The organism is Rhodococcus sp. 66b (genome assembly GCF_002076325.1).
Classification (GTDB): domain Bacteria; phylum Actinomycetota; class Actinomycetes; order Mycobacteriales; family Mycobacteriaceae; genus Rhodococcus_F; species Rhodococcus_F erythropolis.
Genome location: NZ_MUZB01000014.1, coordinates 73541 through 89051, shown reverse-complemented (window position 1 = coordinate 89051; position 15511 = coordinate 73541). Strand labels below are relative to the sequence as shown.

Genomic DNA, 15511 nt, shown 5'->3' with positions numbered 1-15511 from the left:
GGGTCGGGCAGAATCACTGACCATGTCGGACTCCACAGATACCACCGAACCGGAAGCCGTTCGCAGCAACTCGCAACCGATGAGCGCAGGCATCGTCACGGCCCTCGTCGGCTTCACCAGTTCGTTCGCGGTGGTGCTCACCGGCCTCGCGGCTGTCGGTGCAGACGCGACCGAGGCGGCGTCCGGACTGCTGGTTCTGTGTGTGACCCAAGCGTTGGGAATGCTCTGGCTCTCACGCCGGTATCGGATGCCGATCACCCTGGCCTGGTCGACACCCGGTGCCGCCCTCCTCGCCGGCGCCGGAGCGGTCGAGGGTGGGTGGCCGGCCGCGGTCGGAGCATTCATCGTCGTCGGAATCGCGATCGTGCTGACCGGACTGTGGCCGACGCTCGGAAGGATCATCTCGGCAATCCCGACGCCCCTCGCGCAAGCGATGCTCGCCGGGGTTCTGATGCCGTTGTGCCTGGCGCCGATCATCGCCGTCCGGGACGCACCGGCAGCGGTCGCGCCCGTCATCCTGGTTTGGCTTGCCGCGCAGCGCTTCTCCAAGCGATGGGCGGTTCCGCTCGCGTTTCTCACAGCAGCGGTCGTGATCGGGATCAGCCTCGTCACGTCGGATCGAGTGCTCGACGCCGGCGCCATGATTCCCCGCATCGATCTCACCGCGCCGTCGTGGACCTGGCAGGCAATGATCGGCATTGCGATTCCCCTCTACATCGTCACGATGGCTTCGCAGAACATTCCCGGTGTGGCCGTGATGAATTCGTTCGGCTACACCGTTCCCTGGCGGCCGTCGATGATCGTGACGGGTATCGGCACCATCGTCGGCGCACCGGCCGGTGGCCATGCGATCAACCTCGCGGCGATCAGCGCGGCCCTGGCCGCCGCCCCCACCGCACATCCGGATCCCAAACGTCGATGGATCGCTGCCTTCACCGCAGGCTGGGCGTATCTCGTTCTCGCTGCCGGCGCGGCCGCGGTGGCCGCTCTGGTAGCCGCCGCACCGGCCGGAGTCGTGGAAACTGTTGCCGGACTGGCGCTCCTGGCAACGCTTGCCGGCGCCCTCACGTCGGCGCTGAGCGAGGCGAGTGAACGTGAAGGCGCCGTGGTCACGTTTCTGATCGCCGCATCCGGGGTCAGTATCCTGGGAATCGGTTCGGCATTCTGGGCGCTGTTAGTGGGGCTGATTGTGCGTGCAGTCCTACACGGCACTACCCTGCCCTCACTCTCGCGAAAGTCCTCACTACAGTCGAAGCCGTGAGCACAGCGCAGACGCCCCCGTCGATCAGCGAGTTTCCCGTTCTCTGGCCCGTCCCGACGCGGTGGGACGACAACGATCACTACGGCCACGTCAACAACGTGACCTACTACTCGTACTTCGACACCGCGGTCAACGCCTGGCTGATGTCTTCCACTGGAACCGACATCCGCAATCTGCCTGCCATCGGCGTCGTCGCCGAGACGTCGTGCCGGTACCTGAGCGAACTGTCGTTCCCCGAGCAGTTGCAGGTGGGTATCTCCGTCGAGAAGCTGGGCACCAAGAGCATCGTCTACGCGCTGGCGATATTCCACGAGGTCGAAAGCGGCCATTGGGAACCTGCCGCGACTGGGCGCTTCGTGCACGTCTACGTCGATGCCGACACCCGTAAGCCGGTGGAGATCCCGGCTGCGATCAGATCAGCAGCCGGGACCTTGACCGAAATCTAGCTCAGACCGAGCTGATCTGCCGTCAAGACGGCGCGTGCAACGATTCCGTCGATCAGCGCGACCGTCGGGCCGCCGTGCTCGGCTTTGTTCCGCGGATCGTCGAGAATGCGTCGCAGCACGCCCTCGGCGATGATCGAGAGCTTCCACAGAGCGAGTACGTGCCAATATCCGACCGCTGACACGTCGCGGCCAGTCGCCTCGACGTAGGCAGCGACCAGCTCGTCGCGGTTCGGGAAGCCTTCCAGCGTGGACGCCATGAACGGACCGGCAACTTTGTCACCGGCTTCCGGCCAGTACGCGAGTAGCGCACCGAGATCCGCGAGCGGCTCCCCCAACGTGCACAGCTCCCAGTCGACGACGGCAACGATGCGCCCCTCGACCGGGTCGGTGATGACGTTGTTGAGGTGGAAGTCGCCGTGGACCAAGGTCACTTCGTTCTGTTCCGGAATGTTTCGGTGCAGAATCTCGGCCAACCTGTCGACGTCAGGAACATCGCGGGTCTTCGACTTCTCCCACTGCGCCGACCACCGTTTGAGCTGACGCTCGGCAAAGGGCTTGCGGCTGGCCAGATCGTCGAGGCCGGTCTCTTCCAGGTCAACCCCGTGGATGCTTGCGAGGGTTTTCGGCATCGCCAATCCAACCGCGCGACGCTCGTCCTCGGTCAACTTCTGAGCCACTGGAACGCCGTCGATCACAACGCCGTCGATGTAGCTCATGAGGACCAGCGGAGCGTCCGTGATCTCCGGATCTTCCGTGATGCCGAGGATCTTCGGAACCGGCACTTTGGTTCCCTGGAGCGAGGACAGGATGCGGTGCTCGCGAACGACGTCGTGCGCGGACGCCAACAACGTGCCGAGTGGAGGTCTGCGCAGGACCCACCGTCCTCCGCCCGCATCCGTCACGGAGTAGGTCAGGTTCGATTGCCCGTTACCGATCCTCTCGAAAGTCAGTGGTGTCGTGGCGCCGACCCCCAGTTCGGCGATCCACGCGGAAACAGCTTCTTCGTTCAAACCGACTGCAGTCACCGCACCGATGCTAGCGGTTGAATTCCGATCGGTTGGCCGTACCGACACGTTTGTTACTCGCCAGTTCGCAGTTCCGGTCCTGATACGGCAGTGAAAATACTTGCGGATTTCCCAATCAGGGGGATCCTGATGGTAGAGCGACAACTGCATACAACACATCGGGATTGTGCGGCGTACTCACGAGGCGCGCCGGGCATGAGAAGAAACCGAGGTGAGCGAAGATGATCGACAACCTCGATTATCCGGTCCAACTCATCCAACCGAACGGCGCACGAGTGTGCCGTCCCGAATTCGACCGTCTGATAACAGACATCGGGCCTGACGAACTGCTGTCGTTGCATCGCGATCTCGTCGTGAGTCGCCGAATCGACACCGAAGCTGTTGCCCTGCAGCGTCAAGGCGAAATAGGTTTGTGGGCTCCGATGCTGGGCCAAGAAGCCGCCCAGGTCGGTTCCGCGAGAGCGCTCGCCCCAGACGACTTCGCGTTCACCAGCTACCGCGAACATGCCGTCGCGTACTGCCGGGGAGTTCCCCCCGAATTGCTGACCACCATGTGGCGAGGAATCTCCCATTCCGGTTGGGATCCAGAACAATTCAACGTCACCAATCCGGCGATCGTCGTCGGCTCCCAAGGGCTGCACGCCACCGGGTACGCACTCGGCGCACACCTGGACGGCGCCGAGATCGCAACGATCGCGTACTTCGGCGACGGCGCCACAAGTCAGGGCGACATCGCCGAGGCGATGGGATTTGCCGCCAGTTTCCGTGTCGGCGTTGTCTTCTTCTGCCAGAACAACCAGTGGGCCATCAGTGAACCGGTATCCCTCCAGTCACGCACGCCCATCTCACATCGGGCGATCGGTTACGGCATCCCCGCGATCCGCGTCGACGGCAACGACGTCCTCGCCGTTCTCGCAGTCACGCGCTCGGCGCTCAATCGCGCACGCGAAGGCAGCGGCCCGACGTTCATCGAGGCGATCACCTGCCGAATGGGCCCGCACACGACGTCCGACGATCCGAGCAGGTACCGCGCCGATACGGACATGTCGGAGTGGAGAAGCCGCGATCCCCTCGAGCGAATGCGTCTGTTCCTCGGCCGTCGCGATCTTCTCGGAGAAAACGAACTCAGCACCATCGCGGCGGCGGCCGACGGCGTCGCAGCTGGACTGCGACGCGCAACCATCGCGCTCGCCGATCCACCCCCGTCAGCGCTCTTCGATCACGTCTACGCCGAGGCACACCCACTGATCGACGTTGAACGCGAAGAGCATCGCGCGTATCTCCGCAGCATGGAAGGGGCTTCGTCGTGACCGTCATGAATCTGGTGACAGCGCTCAACACCGGCCTGCGACGCGCACTCGAAGACGATCGTCGCGTTGTCATCATGGGAGAGGACGTGGGCCGTCTCGGCGGTGTATTCCGGGTTACCGACGCCCTGCAGAAGGACTTCGGCGATACTCGGGTGATCGACATGCCCCTCGCCGAATCAGGGATCGTGGGAACAGCTTTCGGTCTTGCCTTGCGCGGATATCGGCCTGTCTGCGAGATCCAGTTCGACGGGTTTGTCTACCCGGCTTTCGATCAGATCGTCTCGCAGGTGGCCAAGATCCAGTACCGCACCCGAGGCGCTGCCTCTGCGCCACTGACGATTCGCATTCCCAGTGGCGGCGGAATCGGTGCGGTGGAACATCATTCGGAGTCGCCGGAAGCGTACTTCGCTCACACCGCGGGACTGCGGGTGGTGTACCCGAGCAATCCGATCGACGGCTTTCACATGATCCGCCAATCCATTGCGGCCGACGACCCGGTGATATTCCTCGAACCCAAACGGCGCTACTGGGATACCGCCGACGTGAATACCGATGCCGCGCCCGAGCTTCCGCTCCACCGTGCCCGAGTCGCTCGCTCGGGGAACGACGCGACAGTAGTTGCGTACGGATCCATGGTCGCCACCGCGCTCGACGCCGCGCGGATCGCCGAAGAAGAAGGCCACGATCTGGAGGTCGTGGATCTGCGTTCACTCTCCCCCATCGACTTCGACACGATCGAGGCGTCGGTGAACAAGACAGGCCGGCTGGTCGTCGTCCACGAGGCGCCGAAGTTTCTCGGCGTCGGCGCCGAAATCGCAGCACACGTCGCGGAACACTGCTTCTATCAGCTCGAGTCACCGGTCCTGCGGGTCACCGGATTCGACATCCCCTACCCGCCCGCCAAGCTCGAGCGATTTCACCTTCCGGACGCCGACCGGATCCTCGCAGCACTCGACCGGACGCTGGCAGCATGAGTACAGGGCACGAATTCCGGTTGCCGGATCTCGGCGAGGGCCTGACGTCCGCCGATCTGGTCGAGTGGACGGTCGGCGTCGGCGACACGGTGGAACTCAATCAAGTTCTCGCCCAGGTAGAGACAGCCAAGGCTCTCGTCGAACTGCCGTCGCCCTACGTCGGCGTTGTCAGAGAACTCCTCGTCGAACCTGGCTCTACCGTTCCGGTGGGTACTCCGATCATCCGAATCGAGGAGCCTGCAGATTCACCGTCTCCAAGTGATTCACAGTCTCCGAGCGTGCTTGTCGGATACGGACCCGCGGCCGAGAGACCGAGCCGACGACGGAACCGGGTTACGCCACACTCGCAAACCGCGGCGAGTACCGAGCGTCGGCCCGCAACACCCTCGGCGCGGCGCGCGGCCCGCGAAGCCGGCATCGATCTGAGCGAAATCACCGGAAGTGGATTCGACGGTGCCGTCACGGCAGCGGACGTCGCAGACGCGCTTCGCGTGAAGGCCGCGTCGAATGAAGCTCCGCGGCCGGCCGGATCCGGTATGCAGAAACAGCCGGTCTCGTCCGGCATGCGGAAACAGATGGCGTCGGCGATGGTCGCCAGTACCCGTGCCCCTCAGGCCAGCGTCTTCCTCACCGCCGATGTCACGCCTTCGATGGAACTACTCGGCAGGCTCCGTCCCTCGGACGCATTCACCGGACTTTCTCTCACTCCGCTGACTCTCGCGGCCAAGGCCTTGGTTACGGCGATCTCGTCGCACCCGATGGTGAACGCGCATTGGGACGAGGCCCGCGGCGACGCCGTCATCGACGATCACGTGAATCTCGGCATCGCCGTCGCCTCCGAACGTGGACTGTCCGTGCCCAACATCAAAAGCGCCGAGACGCTGAGCCTGGTCCAACTTGCACGCGCGGTGACCGAACTGACCGTCGCTGCCCGCGCGGGAGTGACCGATGTCCATCACCTGACCGGTGGCACCGTCACGATCACCAATGTCGGAGTCTTCGGCGTCGACGGGGGCATTCCGCTCCTCAATCCGGGAGAAGCCGTCATCCTTTGCCTGGGCACAGTGAGCGAGCGTCCCTGGGTAATCGAGCGCAAGATCGAAGCGCGGAGCGTCGCGACACTGACGTTGACGTTCGACCACCGGATACTCGATGGTGAGCAGGCCGCGAGATTCCTCTCATTTGTCGCACAGATGCTCGCGGACCCGGACCTGTTGCTGTCTCACCTGTAAAAAGGAACGAGTGAGCGTCAACCCCACCGACCGAGTAGTCCCCACCTCCGCCCTGGTACGCGCCCGGGCCGGCATCTTCGGCATCTTCGGCATCAACGGATTTCTGCTCGCGATGTGGGTCGTCCACATTCCGTCCATCGAACACCGTGTGGGAATCAGTCACTCGACGCTCGGCTCACTGCTTCTCCTTCTTGCTGTCGGAGCCATTGCCGGTATGCAATTGAGCGGTCCGCTCGCCGATCGATACGGCAGCAGGCGCATGGTCATCCTGGCGGGTAGCGGGCTGGCATTCGCCACTCTCGGCCCGGGATTTGCCACGAACACCTGGCAACTGGGCGCTGCACTTGTTGTATTCGGCTTCGCGAACGGCGCGTTGGACGTGTCGATGAACTCGCAGGCTGTCGAGGCCGAACAGTTGTACCGGCGCCCGATCATGGCGGCCTTTCACGGCATGTTCTCGGTCGGCGGCGTATTAGGGTCCGTCATCGGATTCGGCACTCTCGCACTGGATCTTCCGCCGTACGTCACGCTCAGCATCGCGTCGGCAATCGGCTTGCTCGCGGTCTGGTTGTGCTCGCGACCCCTGCTCCCTCACGTCGACGTCCATGCCGAAACCGCGTCGACTACCGGAAAGACACACGGCAGATTCTCGGCTCGCGTACTTGCCCTCGGAACCCTCGCCTTTGTTCTGATGCTGGCCGAGGGAGTGGCAAACGACTGGAGCGCACTGCAGGTCAAGGAAGATCTGGGTGTCTCGAATGCCGTTGCTGCACTGTCGTTCGGTGCATTCTCTGCCATGATGACCGTCGGCCGATTCACCGCGGATCGGATCAGCGCGGCAGTCGGCCCGGTGGCAGTGGTTCGCTACGGTGCGTTGCTCTCGTCCATCGGAATGCTGACCGTCGTGGTGTCGGACTGGCTACCACTGACGTTGCTCGGTTGGGCCCTGTTCGGCGCCGGCCTGTCGGGATGCATTCCGCAGATCTTCACCACGGCGGGAAATCTGGGCTCAGGTTCGGCCGGCACCAACATGTCTCGCGTCGTCGGCATGGGATACATCGGATTCCTCGCCGGTCCGGCAACCATCGGCTGGGTCACCACGCTTGTGCCTCTCACCACAGCAATGTTGATCCCGTTTGCATGCGTCCTGGTCGCAGCGGCTTGTGCGGGTGTCGTTCGGCGCGATTCTCCGACCGCCTACAGACCTCACAGCTGATCCTCACGATCGGCACAGACTCAACAGGGATGCTGGTACTCGTGACCGTCTCGACCTCCACCCAGCACCCCGCTCCCTCCACAACCACTCGCTTCCTCGTCCTTGCTGCGATCGCCGTCGTAGCGCTGGGCGTCTTGTATTTCGTGCGACCCACCTCGCCTGGGGTGAGCGTCCCCGAACAGGTGCGCGCACTTGCCGAGTGGACGGTAGGCCGATTCGACGTCACCGCTGTACTCGCAGCCACTACTGCTCTGGCCGTCGTCTCGATGGTCCGCGGACTGCCATACGGCATCGGCGCGATCCTGCTCCTCGGAATGGGCGCCAATCTCACCAATGCGGCATTCGGTTCCTGGCTCCCCGATGTGCCCCAGGACCTGTTGCCCAGCGGTCATGTGGCAGCGGCGACCGCGCTGTACTGCTCGGCGATCTTGATCTCTGCCCCGCAGTGGCGTCCGGTAGTCGCCGGTCTCGGATTCGTGGGGGTTGCTGCGATCGGTGCCAGCGCACTGGCCGCCGAGATGAGCGGCCTTTTCGGAGTGATAGCTGGCGTTCTGATCGCTCTGGTATGGGCCTGTGCTGCAGCCATTTTGATGGCGCGATCGCCCATCGCCGCGAAACGTGAAGCGCTACGCCCGGATACGGCTGCAATCGCGTTCTCAAGGCACCGGAGCATCCGACTTTAGTCCTAAATCTTTGTGATTCAGAGATTCTCGCCGTTAAGCCCTCCCGCGACGGCGGGGCATGACGTATGTTCTGAAATGTCCGAATCAAGTAGTTCCACAGCGAAGGAGTCTTTACCGTGAGCCTCGAAGATCTGAACCCGCTCGAACTGATCCAGAAGTTGATCGAACTACTTTCCGGCTTCTCTTCCGACCCCGAAACCCCCGAGGTCCCGTAAAACGTCGCCAGAGGCGCCTGTTCCGAGCTTCGTCTCGGAACAGGCGCCTTTGTCGTTTCAAGAAGTCGTTTCAGCACAAGAATCGACACAGGGACACGAAAAAGGCGCCCCCTCGCGGTTACGAGTGGACGCCCCTTCCGAGCTCGAGCGCTACAGCGCCTTGAGCTCCTCGGTTACTTCGGAGACCGACTTCTTGGCATCACCGAAGAGCATCGAGGTGCCCTCGGCGAAGAAGAGCGGGTTCTCGATACCGGCGAAACCGGAGTTCATCGAACGCTTGAGCACGATGACCGACTTCGACTGGTCGACGTTGAGGATCGGCATTCCGTGAATCGGTGAGCTCGGATCGTTGCGCGCCGCCGGGTTGGTGACGTCGTTCGCGCCGATCACCAAGGTGACATCGGTACGAGAGAACTCGTCGTTGATATCGTCCATTTCCTTCATCGCGTCGTACGAGACATCCGCCTCTGCGAGAAGAACGTTCATGTGACCTGGCATACGGCCGGCGACCGGGTGAATGGCGTACTTGACCTCGACGCCCTTCGACTCGAGCAATTTCGCCATGTCCTTGACCGCGTGCTGAGCCTGCGCGACGGCAAGTCCGTATCCGGGTACGACGATGACCTGGTTGGCGTAGGCCATCTGGATAGCCGCGTCGGCGGCCGAGGTCGCCTTTGCCGTGCGCACGACGCCGTCGGAGGACGGCGCTTCGCCGCCGCCACCGAAGCCGCCGGCAACGATGGCCGGGATGGACCGGTTCATGGCCTTGGCCATGAGGTTGGTCAAGATGGTGCCCGAAGCACCCACGATCATGCCGGCGACGATCATCGCCTGGTTGTTGAGCGCCAAACCTGCAGCAGCAGCTGACAAACCGGTCAGAGCGTTGAGCAGCGAGATGACGACGGGCATGTCCGCGCCGCCGATGGGCAGCACGACCATCAGTCCGAGGATGCCCGAGAGTACGAGCACACCGACGATCCACAGTGAGCTGGTCGGGCCTTCCGGTGAGATCGCCTTGATACCGATGATTACCGAGAACGCGACGGCGGCAATGAGCAGCAGAGCATTGAGCGGCTGCTGGAGCTTACCGATTCCGATCGGACGACCAGGCAGAGTTTCCTGCAGCTTCAGGAACGCGATCACGCTGCCCCAGAAGGAGATCGATCCGATCACCGCGGCAAAGAGCGAAGCGATGACGATGTGCACCGTCGGCGACTCGCCGTGCTGGAAAGCGGTGAACCCGTCCGAGTCCAGGAATTCCGCGTACGCGATCAACGCGACCGTGCCGCCGCCGACACCGTTGAACAGTGCCACCAACTGCGGCATGGCCGTCATCTTCGTCCGCAGCGCCGGCGGGACGCCGAGCACGACACCGATGACAAGGCCGGCAGCGATGAGGATCCAGTTCCCCATTTCCGCATCACGAATGGAGATCAGAGTTGCAACGACGGCGATGAGCATGCCGACCGCGGCGATCTGGTTGCCGCGGACTGCGGTCTTCGGGCCGGTAAGGCCCATGAGGCCGTAGATGAACATCGAGAACGCGACAATGTAGAGCGCATTGACCAGGTATTCCATTACTGGTCACCATCCTTCGACACAGACTTGGCGGCCGGCTTGGCCTTGAACATCGCCAACATGCGGTCCGTGACCACAAAACCACCGACAACGTTCACGGTTCCGAAGACGAGCGCGACGAACAAGATGATCTGCAACCCGATCGAGGGATCGTGCACCTTGCCCAGGACGACCAACGCACCCAGGACGACGATGCCGTGGATGGCGTTCGTGCCGGACATCAACGGGGTGTGCAGAGTGTTCGGAACTTTGGAGATCACAGCGAAACCGACGAACCCGGACAACACCAGGATCGCGATGTTCGCCAGCAGTGATGTGTACATCAGGCGCCCTTCTCTTCACGGGTGACGCACGCACCGGCCAGAACCTCGTCGGAGAAATCAGGCGCCAATGCACCGTCGACGAGCATCAGTTCGATCAGCGCGGAAATGTTCTTCGAGTACAACTCGGACGCATGCTCAGGCATGGACGCCGGCAAATTCAGCGGAGAGCAAATGGTCACGCCGTGCTTGACGACGGTTTGACCCGGCTCGGTCAGCTCGCAGTTACCACCGGTTTCACCCGCGAGGTCGACCACCACACTGCCCGGCTTCATGCCTTCGACCGCGGCAGCGGTGACCAGGCGCGGCGCCGGACGACCCGGAACCAGAGCAGTGGTGATCACAACGTCGAAGCCCTTGATCGCATCTTCGAGTGCCTGCTGCTGCTTCGCTCGCTCGTCGTCGGTCAACTCGCGGGCGTATCCACCCTCACCCGCCGCGTCGATTCCGAGGTCGAGCCACTGTGCACCCACCGAACGCACCTGGTCGGCGACCTCAGGACGCACGTCGTACCCGGTAGCGCGGCCACCGAGGCGCTTGGCTGTCGCCAGCGCCTGCAGACCTGCCACACCCACTCCGAGCACCAGAACGGTCGCAGGCTTCACCGTGCCTGCAGCGGTGGTGAGCATCGGGAAGAACCGCGTCGACTCCGATGCTGCCAACAGAACAGCCTTGTACCCCGACACGTTCGCCTGCGAGGACAACGCGTCCATCACCTGCGCGCGGGAGATACGAGGAATCGCCTCCACTGCGTATCCCTCGATGCCGGCGGCCTTCAACTCGGCGATGCGGTTGTCCGCATTACGCGGATTCAGGAAACCGATGAGCTTCGCGCCGGTACTGATCCGGGCGATCTCTTCTGTCGACGGGGGCGCAACCTTGACCACGACGTCAGCAGTCCACGGATCGCCGATCTTCGCGCCGGCAGCGGTGTACAACTCGTCGGGAATCAACGCCCCGAGACCGGCCCCGGACTCGACGACCACGTCGACGCCCTTGCCGATCAAAGCGGACACAATTTTCGGCACCAATGCGACCCGACGCTCACCATCACTCGATTCTCGAGGGACGCCGACCGTCGGACGCACTTGTGCGCTCTTCGATGTTTCCATTTTCCATTACCTTCTGCGGTTGGTGGTTCGCCTGCTGCGACGAGCGGCAACCAGCATGTGATGAGCGGAAGATGACCCGCTTTTGGGTGAATGGTGACTGATAGTAGCCAGAGTTACCGCGGCGTAGGGAAACCGACGACGCACTTTCTCCATCTGAATCGAGTCCGAACAGTATGTTTGGACATACCTTGAGAAGCCTACTGTGGCGCCGATCACACTCGAATGGCGGGCTATTCCACTATTTGAAACGGCCGAAAGACGAAAAGGCGTGAGAATGACGCGCCGAATAATCACCGTCGAGGGAGTTTACGAACCGGCTTCCGAATGTAACGCCGTCCGTCTCCTCGTCGACCGACTCTGCCCGCGCGGCGTCAAACGCGAAAACCTGCAGTACGCATCGCACCGGCATCGGATTCTCGACCCGTTGTTCTACTGACAGCAAGCAAGGACCTGCGATACAGCCACGCGCAGGTCCTTGCCGACTATCTCGCAGAATTACTCTGATGTCCTAGCATTTCACCGGAGGATCAACTGCTCACATATTGAGACCGCAACTTGTGCTTTACGAGCTTTCCTGTCGCGGTCCTAGGCAATTCGTCGGCAAAGTCGATGCTTCTCGGAGCTTTGAAATGTGCAACCTGGCTGCGAACGTATTCCAGCAATTCCTCGGCGACATGGGCACTCGGCTCGACTCCCTCCACCAGTTGGACAACCGCCTTGACCTGTTCGCCCATTTCTTCATCGGGAACACCGATGACCGCCACGTCGAACACTTTCGGATGCAAGGTAAGGATGTTCTCGGACTCCTGCGGATAGATATTGACGCCACCAGAGATAATCGTGAATGCCGCACGATCGGTCAGATAAAGGAAACGCTCGGAGTCGATATAGCCGATATCTCCACTCGTCGTCCACGTCGGATGATCCGGATGCTGCGCGGCAGCCGTTTTCTCGGGGTCGTTGTGGTACCGGAATGGCAGAGTCTCCCGCTCCCAGAACACGGTACCGACCTCGCCGACCGGAAGATCACGCCCGGCGTCGTCACAGATGTGCACGATCCCCATCACTCCGTCACGACCGACGGAACCCGGATGCGCCAAGGCCTGCTCGCTGTTGATGAAGGTGGCGCCCGAACCCTCGGTCGAGGCGTAGTACTCGTGGATCACCGGCCCCCACCAGTCGATCATTGCCGTCTTCACTTCAGGCGGGCAGGGAGCAGCAGCGTGAATGGCGACCTTCACCGTCGAGACGTCGTAACGATCGCGGGTCTCCTTCGGAAGTTTCAACATTCGAACGAACATCGTCGGCACCCACTGGCTGTGTGTCACAGCGTATTTACCGATCAACTCCAGCGCGGTTTCGGCTTCGAATGCATCCATCAAGATCACGGTTCCGCCGACCGAATTGATCACGCCACAAAAGCGCAGGGGCGCCGCGTGATAGACCGGAGCCGGGCACAAATAGACTGTGTCGGAATCGAACCCGTACATCGGCGCGAACACCGCGGTGTACGGATCCATGGTGGTGTCCACCTCGCCCTCCGGAAGGTCTCCCTTGATCCCCTTCGGCCTGCCGGTGGTTCCGGACGAGTACAACATGTCAGCCCCACGTGGCTGCGAGTCGAGTGGATCGGCGGACTGAGCATCGACCGCATCCTCGTAGTCGTCGAAACCCTCGAGGGCGCCGCCGTACACCAATCGGTGACGCACTCGTGGAATCAGCTTCTCGTCCAACGGAACTGCTGCCGACGCCTGACCCGACGCCACCAGAATTGTCGCCTCGCAGTCGTCGACGATGTAGGCGGTCTCCGCAGCCGTGAGATGCCAGTTCACCGCAGTGATGTAGAGACCTGATCTCAATGCTGCCCAGTACACCTCGAACGCCCGGAGATCGTTGTTCGAGATGAGAGCGACGTGGTCCCCAGGCTTGGCACCGACACTTCGGAAGTATCGCGCCAACTGCGTCGACCGTTCGTCGAGTTCCCGATAGGTGATGGACTCACCCGTCGCCGGGCGAATGACGGCGGGCTTGTCCGGCGTGGACTGGACAAAATTTCCTGGAAACACGAAGACTCCTCTGTCGGTGACGACAACGCCGCGTGAGCCTGCTTCGGCGTCGACAATCCTGGTCTACCACAGGAACTCTGCCTCCCTCGGACGTTTGGCGCCACCGACTCGAAGCATGGGAATGCCCGCTCACTTATCCGGCGCGACATACAGTGAGGAGAACCGCACCGTCCGAAACAGGAGATGTCCGCATGAGTGGTTGGCCCCAGGACGCAGTAGTCGACGCGTTGACCGAGGAATGGAGAGTCATCGACGCACTGCTTGCCGAACTCGACGGTGACCAGTGGTTGGCACCATCCAACCTTCCGGGGTGGACGGTCCATGACATCGTGTCCCACCTGATCGGTACGGAATCACTGCTCGCGGGCATCAATCCGCCGTCGATCGACCTCGACGTCCACGCATTGCCCCATGTCCGCAACGAGATTGCTGCATTCAACGAGCGCTGGGTCGAAGGCCTGAGGCGGACACCGCACGCGGACCTGTTGGCGCACTACCGCGATATCACCGCCAGCCGAACCGAGGCACTTCGCTCGATGACGGGCGCCGACTGGGACGCCGAGACACAAACACCGGTCGGTCTTGCGCCCTATGGCCGGTTCATGCGTATTCGGACCTTCGACTGTTGGATGCACGAACTCGACATCAGAGATGCAGTCGGCATTCCGGGTGAGGAAGGCGGATTGCGCGCGGAGACTGCATTCGGTGAAATCACCAGCGCGCTCGGATTTGTCGTCGGGAAACGAGGAAAGGCACCCGAGGGAGCACGGATCACTTTCGAACTCGAAGGGCCACTTGCCCGTTCACTTCACATCTCGGTCGATGCGCGTGCAACGCTCGTCCCGGAGCTCGACGGCCCGGCGACCACGACCATCTCGATGAGCTCACCGCTCTTCACCCGGATTGCCGGTGGCCGCGTCCACGCGTCCGATCATCGAACCGACATCTCACTTCGCGGCGACACCACGGTGGGCGCACGCGTCGTCGACAATCTGGCGTTCACGATTTGAGAGCTGGGTGGGTAGGTCGCGAAGGTACTGAGAAGTGAAACTGTTTCTCTCGTCCTACCGTTTCGGCGACCACCGCGAGGCTTTTGTCGATCTTGTAGGCCGCGGCGCGCGCATAGCGGTGATCGCCGCGGCTGCAGATTCGTGGCCCGTCAATGCCCGCAGTTCGGCAGTGACAAGCGAATTGACCCCATTGCGGGCCGCGGGCTTCACGGCAGAGGAAGTTGACGTCCGAGACTTCCTGGGGGCACCGGAAGCACTCGAAGTCCGGCTTCGCGAATTCGACTGCCTGTGGGTTCGCGGCGGAAACACGTTCGTCCTGCGAGCTCAGCTAGCCCGAAGCGGCGCAGATCGGGTCATCGAGATGCTGGTTCGTTCGGGCCTCGTGGCCTATGCGGGATACAGCGCGGGAGCGTGTCTGGCGACTCCGACTCTGATCGGGCTCGACGCATCGGACGACCCCGCTGAAGTCACGCCTACGTGCGGTATCGACCCGATCTGGTCCGGGCTCGCGCTGGTCGACTTCGCGATAGTGCCGCACGGCGGCGATTCGTTACTCGAAGATCCGCAGGTGACCGCGCGGACGGTCGCAGCGCTGACCACTGCTGGCGCGCAATTCACCGTGCTTACTGATCAAGAGGTGATAGTCGTCGACCGCTGATCTGACGCAGACGGTTGATCTTGACGCAGACTGGGGAGTCGACTTGGCCCGACTGGATCAGCCGTGCTCTGCCACCGCGGTTCCGGCTGCCGGCGACTGACGCTCTAGCCTCGTCCACGCAATCTCCCAGCGCTTGACCGAGACCTCGTCGGCGTCCTCGAGAAGGGCGTCGAGGAGCAGACGCGGATTTTCGCGCCATGCCAGTTCGGCGGCATGGACCTCCGCAGCCGAGAACAACCCGGACGCCTCGAGATCGCGAATCCACTCGCAGATCTCGCCCCGGTGGATCCGTGCGATGGTCTCGTATCCCAGACCTTCGTCAAGGAAGTCGTACGAAAAAATTGCGGCAAAGTAACTGTTCGACTCACGCTGCCCGAAAATCATGTGCGTTCCTTCCTCGAAGTT

Annotated in this window: 16 protein-coding genes; 10 read left to right on the top strand and 6 right to left on the bottom strand. The window is 62.3% G+C overall.

Features of this window, described 5'->3' with window-relative positions:
* The first annotated feature begins 22 nt into the window (after nt 1-22).
* Together B0E55_RS24570 and B0E55_RS24565 are read left to right on the top strand one after the other, a co-directional pair.
* Nucleotides 23-1261 carry a benzoate/H(+) symporter BenE family transporter gene (locus B0E55_RS24570; protein WP_080910636.1) on the top strand — a complete coding sequence of 413 codons (1239 nt, stop codon included), beginning with the start codon at nt 23-25 and terminating at the stop codon, nt 1259-1261.
* Nucleotides 1258-1707: an acyl-CoA thioesterase gene (locus B0E55_RS24565; protein WP_080910635.1), complete on the top strand. Its 450-nt coding sequence runs from the start codon at nt 1258-1260 to the stop codon at nt 1705-1707. The genes B0E55_RS24570 and B0E55_RS24565 overlap by 4 nt, the downstream gene beginning before the upstream one ends.
* Here B0E55_RS24565 and B0E55_RS24560 read toward each other — a convergent pair.
* Nucleotides 1704-2732: a phosphotransferase family protein gene (locus B0E55_RS24560; RefSeq protein ID WP_020908344.1), complete on the bottom strand. Its 1029-nt coding sequence runs from the start codon at nt 2730-2732 to the stop codon at nt 1704-1706. The two genes, B0E55_RS24565 and B0E55_RS24560, sit on opposite strands and share 4 nt — an antisense overlap.
* 221 nt (nt 2733-2953) lie before the next feature.
* Between B0E55_RS24560 and B0E55_RS24555 the strand changes: the two genes are divergently transcribed.
* The 5 genes from B0E55_RS24555 to B0E55_RS24535 are packed head-to-tail and all read left to right on the top strand — an operon-like array spanning nt 2954 to nt 8147.
* Nucleotides 2954-4042, top strand: coding sequence for a thiamine pyrophosphate-dependent dehydrogenase E1 component subunit alpha (locus tag B0E55_RS24555; RefSeq protein ID WP_080910634.1), 1089 nt, complete (start codon nt 2954-2956; stop codon nt 4040-4042).
* A 5-nt stretch (nt 4043-4047) separates the two neighbouring features.
* The gene (locus B0E55_RS24550) at nt 4048-5016 is read left to right on the top strand and encodes an alpha-ketoacid dehydrogenase subunit beta (RefSeq protein WP_080910668.1); all 969 of its coding nucleotides are present in this window, start codon (nt 4048-4050) and stop codon (nt 5014-5016) included.
* Complete coding sequence (locus tag B0E55_RS24545; RefSeq protein WP_020908347.1) at nt 5013-6248, top strand: dihydrolipoamide acetyltransferase family protein; 1236 nt, start codon at nt 5013-5015, stop codon at nt 6246-6248. The genes B0E55_RS24550 and B0E55_RS24545 overlap by 4 nt, the downstream gene beginning before the upstream one ends.
* Nucleotides 6249-6258: 10 nt before the next feature.
* On the top strand, nt 6259-7464 hold the full coding sequence (locus tag B0E55_RS24540; RefSeq protein ID WP_080910633.1) for an MFS transporter: 1206 nt from the start codon (nt 6259-6261) through the stop codon (nt 7462-7464).
* Between the two features lie 29 nt (nt 7465-7493).
* Nucleotides 7494-8147, top strand: a complete 654-nt coding sequence (locus B0E55_RS24535) for a hypothetical protein (protein ID WP_020970091.1) — start codon at nt 7494-7496, stop codon at nt 8145-8147.
* A gap of 365 nt (nt 8148-8512) precedes the next feature.
* Here B0E55_RS24535 and B0E55_RS24530 read toward each other — a convergent pair whose 3' ends face one another.
* The 3 genes from B0E55_RS24530 to B0E55_RS24520 are packed head-to-tail and all read right to left on the bottom strand — an operon-like array spanning nt 8513 to nt 11372.
* The gene (locus tag B0E55_RS24530) at nt 8513-9940 is read right to left on the bottom strand and encodes an NAD(P)(+) transhydrogenase (Re/Si-specific) subunit beta (protein ID WP_020970092.1); all 1428 of its coding nucleotides are present in this window, start codon (nt 9938-9940) and stop codon (nt 8513-8515) included.
* Nucleotides 9940-10263 carry an NAD(P) transhydrogenase subunit alpha gene (locus B0E55_RS24525; protein ID WP_003941319.1) on the bottom strand — a complete coding sequence of 108 codons (324 nt, stop codon included), beginning with the start codon at nt 10261-10263 and terminating at the stop codon, nt 9940-9942. The genes B0E55_RS24530 and B0E55_RS24525 overlap by 1 nt, the downstream gene beginning before the upstream one ends.
* Nucleotides 10263-11372 (bottom strand): Re/Si-specific NAD(P)(+) transhydrogenase subunit alpha, encoded by a 1110-nt coding sequence (locus tag B0E55_RS24520; RefSeq protein ID WP_031333613.1) that lies wholly within the window; start codon nt 11370-11372, stop codon nt 10263-10265. Before B0E55_RS24520 ends, B0E55_RS24525 begins: the two co-directional genes overlap by 1 nt.
* A gap of 274 nt (nt 11373-11646) precedes the next feature.
* Here B0E55_RS24520 and B0E55_RS24515 point away from each other — a divergent pair, with 274 nt between their 5' ends.
* Nucleotides 11647-11808 carry a DUF488 family protein, N3 subclade gene (locus B0E55_RS24515; RefSeq protein ID WP_206745220.1) on the top strand — a complete coding sequence of 54 codons (162 nt, stop codon included), beginning with the start codon at nt 11647-11649 and terminating at the stop codon, nt 11806-11808.
* Between the two features lie 91 nt (nt 11809-11899).
* Here the strand turns inward: B0E55_RS24515 and B0E55_RS24510 are convergent, their stop codons facing one another.
* Nucleotides 11900-13438, bottom strand: coding sequence for an AMP-binding protein (locus B0E55_RS24510; protein WP_080910632.1), 1539 nt, complete (start codon nt 13436-13438; stop codon nt 11900-11902).
* A gap of 191 nt (nt 13439-13629) precedes the next feature.
* On the opposite strand from B0E55_RS24510, the gene B0E55_RS24505 reads away from it, so the two are divergent.
* A complete protein-coding gene (locus B0E55_RS24505; protein ID WP_069147276.1) occupies nt 13630-14448 on the top strand; it encodes a maleylpyruvate isomerase family mycothiol-dependent enzyme in 819 nt (272 codons plus the stop codon).
* A gap of 34 nt (nt 14449-14482) precedes the next feature.
* Nucleotides 14483-15106, top strand: coding sequence for a Type 1 glutamine amidotransferase-like domain-containing protein (locus B0E55_RS24500; RefSeq protein WP_020908354.1), 624 nt, complete (start codon nt 14483-14485; stop codon nt 15104-15106).
* A gap of 57 nt (nt 15107-15163) precedes the next feature.
* Here the strand turns inward: B0E55_RS24500 and B0E55_RS24495 are convergent, their stop codons facing one another.
* Nucleotides 15164-15490, bottom strand: coding sequence for a hypothetical protein (locus B0E55_RS24495; protein WP_003941297.1), 327 nt, complete (start codon nt 15488-15490; stop codon nt 15164-15166).
* Between the last annotated feature and the right edge of the window lie 21 nt (nt 15491-15511).